This window comes from Bradyrhizobium sp. (genome assembly GCF_019244115.1).
Classification (GTDB): domain Bacteria; phylum Pseudomonadota; class Alphaproteobacteria; order Rhizobiales; family Xanthobacteraceae; genus Bradyrhizobium.
On the sequence record NZ_JAFATE010000658.1, the window covers coordinates 1 to 3,300 of the forward strand.

The following is a 3,300-nucleotide window of genomic DNA, read 5'->3' on the forward strand; positions in this document are numbered from 1 at the left end:
CAGAACCATCGAGAATATCAGCAACTGATCAATTGTGTCGCCTACGCTGCGGGTCGATCGCGTCCGATCCACCGTCGACGGCGAAGCGGGGTCAAGGCTTTCACGTGCACGTCTCTTGTGGTGACCACCAGATGCGAGCGCACCCTGATTGGCGAACGTCAACGCGTGGCAACGGCTCGGGGATCCTGCGACGGTGACGGGCCATCAGCTCGAGAATGCGTCAGGCGATGGCAGCCAAACTCGTTGCCAAAGCGGGGCCGAATTGCGGCGACAACGGGAACCTTCTGTGAAACCGTCGCGCGAATGAAGGGAAACGCGCGATTCGGCACCCATTCACGACGTTTTTTCCAGTGCTGGGCGCTCCGGGAACAGGAGTTTTACTCGCGTAGTCATATTGCTGACGCGCCTCGATGCTACCAATGCGATAGTCGGTACTGAAATTGATGTTGTAGAGCGTGGTTGTTCGCGGAGGGCGCTGTCCCGGAATGCGATAATCGGCTCCATCCCGTCGAGCTGATTGCATTTTTTGTCCGAGGATCGCTCGCTTCCCGCGCCTTTGCGAAGAGGCGTCGATGAAGACACTGTACGAATCGTTGGGCGTTAGCCCCGATGCCAGCGACGAGGCCCTCAAAGCGGCGTATCGCAAGTTGGCCAAGATCCATCACCCGGATCACAATCCGAACGATCCGGATGCGGCACGCCGATTCCGTCAAGTCGCGGCTGCGGTCGCGATCTTGGGCGACGCCAACCGGCGCGCCGCTTACAACCAGCGCCTTGTGCGCGAACTCCTGCGCAGGCTCGACCGCGAGAGCGAACGGCGTCGATCGCAGTGGCTCCGCATCGTGGCCATCAGTGGAGCCGCAGCGCTCGTGACCGGAGTGGTCGTGGCGCAAGGATCGGTTCTGGTTGGACCATTTTCGCCGAAATCCGTCATCGGCCCCGTGACGATGCGCAATGTCGAACGGCAGACCGTCGGCGTTTCGGCCGCGCCGCATCGCGAGCGATCGAACGACGAGATTCGATCACGGCCCGTGATTGTGCCTCCGGCGCTGACATCGCGTGATGATAGAAGGGATTCGAGGCCGCCGGAGCAAAATTGCAAGGACGAGACGGCAAGCGGCGTGTCTCGCCAGGGCAGCGTGCCGGCGGAATTGAACGGCGTCGGCTTCGACCGGGGGCCGCATTGCGGAACGCCGAAAGGCCGGGAGGCCGACGAGCGAGGATTGAGTGGCAACCAGAGAGCAGCCCTGATCCGGCAAGCGCAGGAGCTGGTGGCGAGCGGGGACACGAGAACTGCTCGTATGATGATGCAGCGCGCTTGCGGAAATTCGTCGCGATGCGCTCCGAACTCTCGCGAGGACCTCTGATCAGAAGCAGCACGATCCGATGCGTGCAAGCGACTGAGGCAAAACGGGCCTGAACATCACGAAATCCCACCCGCATTGTCTCGGAAACGAATGGCCACACGCTGCCATTCGACGTCTCTCCTCCGAGCGCGCGTGCGAACAAGCTCCTTGCCCTGGGTGCCACGATCGCAGGATCGCGCCACATCGGCGACCGGCAAGTCCATGCGCTGGCTGCCGGCGGTTCATTGCGACCTGCGCCGGTCAGATGCCGAGCACGCTCTGGTAGGCGAACAAGGCGGGGGCCCCGCCGGTGTGGATGAAAATGACATCGGTATCGCCCGGCCATCGGCCCTGCCGAGCGAGCGCGATCAGACCGGCCAGTCCCTTGCCGGAGTAGACCGGATCAAGAGGCAACGCTTCGAGCGCGCCGGCAAGCCTGATTGCCTCGATCGTTGCCGCATGCGGCACGCCATAGGCCGGACCGGCGTGCCCGGCGACCACCTCGATGTCGTCCTCATCGAAACTGGTGCCGATCAGGTCGGCCGCGGCTCTCGCATAGGCGATGACGTCGGAGCGCACGCGCTCGGGTTCGGCATCGATATCGATGCCGACGATCCGCGTCCCGGGCATCGCCACCGCGCCGCCGACGACGAGACCGGCCTGCGTTCCGGCGCTGCCGGTGCAATGCACGATCGCCGCAGGCCGGATGCCGAGGGCGCGCGACTGCTCCGCGATCTCCGCGATCGTCGATGCGTAGGCGACCGCGCCGAGCGGACTGGAAACGCCGTACGGGACGAAGTAGGGCCTGCGCCCTTCTCGCCTGAGCCGGTTTCCCAGCTCCTCGATCGCCGCGTTGCGATCTCCGGTCCACGGCACGTCGTGAAGATGTGCGCCGAACAGGCGATTGAGCAACGCGTTGCCCGAGGTCTCGTATTCGGGCGCCGGCGGAGCCAGACGGCCGTGATAGACCGCCAGATGGCACGCCAGGCCAAGCTTGGCCGCCGCGGCAGCGACCTGGCGCTGACTGTTCGACTGCACGACGCCGCCGGACACCAGCGCGTCGGCCCCGGATGCGACGGCTTCGTGAAGCACATAGTCGAGCTTGCGCAGCTTGTTGCCGCCGAAGCCGAGACCGGTCGCATCCTCACGCTTCACCCAGAGGCGTGGCCCGCCGAGGTGCGCGGTGAGGCGCTTCATCGGCTCGAGCGGCGTCGGCAGGCTGGCGAGCCCCAGGCGCGGGAACGCCGACAATTTTGCGGCAAGAACCGATGCGTCTTCGGCGGTCATGCCGCCGAGACTAGAAGGGGCTGCCGGCCACTGCAACGGTCAGAAGCGACGGCCGATCGGCCGAATTGACCAAACCATCTGTCCGATCGTCAGCCGGCGAGGCGATTTCGCAAGCTCTTTGTCCGGATTGGCCATGAAGGCAACGCCTTCCAGCGCGGCGTCAGCCACGCCGCGCCGCCGTGATCGCGGCGACGTCGATCTTCTTCATGCTCATCATCGCATCAAAGGCTCGCTTTGCTTCGCCTCCGCCAGCCGCCAACGCCTCGGTTAGCACACGCGGCGTGATTTGCCAGGAAATGCCCCATTTGTCCTTGCACCAGCCGCACGCGCTCTCCTGCCCGCCATTGCCGACGATCGCATTCCAATAGCGGTCGGTCTCGTCCTGATCGTCGGTGGCGATCTGGAACGAAAAAGCTTCGGTATGTTTGAACATGGGACCGCCGTTGAGGCCGAGACAAGCAACGCCGGCAACCGTGAATTCGACCGTCAGCACCTCGCCGGCCTTGCCGGAGGGGTAGTCACCCGGTGCACGGTGGATGGCGCCAACGGCGCTGTCGGGAAAAGTTTTGGCATAGAAGCGGGCAGCAGCCTCGGCGTCCTTGTCGTACCACAGGCAAATCGTGTTCTTTTCCATTGCGAGTCCTTTCGGTTCCAAACCAGATCACGC

3 protein-coding genes are annotated in these 3,300 nt (G+C 64.0%); 1 reads left to right on the plus strand and 2 read right to left on the minus strand.

Going from position 1 to position 3,300, the window contains the following annotated elements; translation table 11 throughout:
• Nucleotides 1-572: 572 nt before the first annotated feature.
• Nucleotides 573-1,367, plus strand: coding sequence for a J domain-containing protein (locus JOZ76_RS28630; RefSeq protein ID WP_291704417.1), 795 nt, complete (start codon nt 573-575; stop codon nt 1,365-1,367).
• Between the two features lie 240 nt (nt 1,368-1,607).
• On the opposite strand, the gene JOZ76_RS28635 is transcribed toward JOZ76_RS28630, so the two are convergent.
• Together JOZ76_RS28635 and JOZ76_RS28640 are read right to left on the minus strand one after the other, a co-directional pair.
• The gene (locus tag JOZ76_RS28635; RefSeq protein WP_291704419.1) at nt 1,608-2,633 is read right to left on the minus strand and encodes a D-cysteine desulfhydrase family protein; all 1,026 of its coding nucleotides are present in this window, start codon (nt 2,631-2,633) and stop codon (nt 1,608-1,610) included.
• Between the two features lie 160 nt (nt 2,634-2,793).
• Nucleotides 2,794-3,267 (minus strand): VOC family protein, encoded by a 474-nt coding sequence (locus tag JOZ76_RS28640; protein WP_291704421.1) that lies wholly within the window; start codon nt 3,265-3,267, stop codon nt 2,794-2,796.
• Nucleotides 3,268-3,300: the final 33 nt, after the last annotated feature.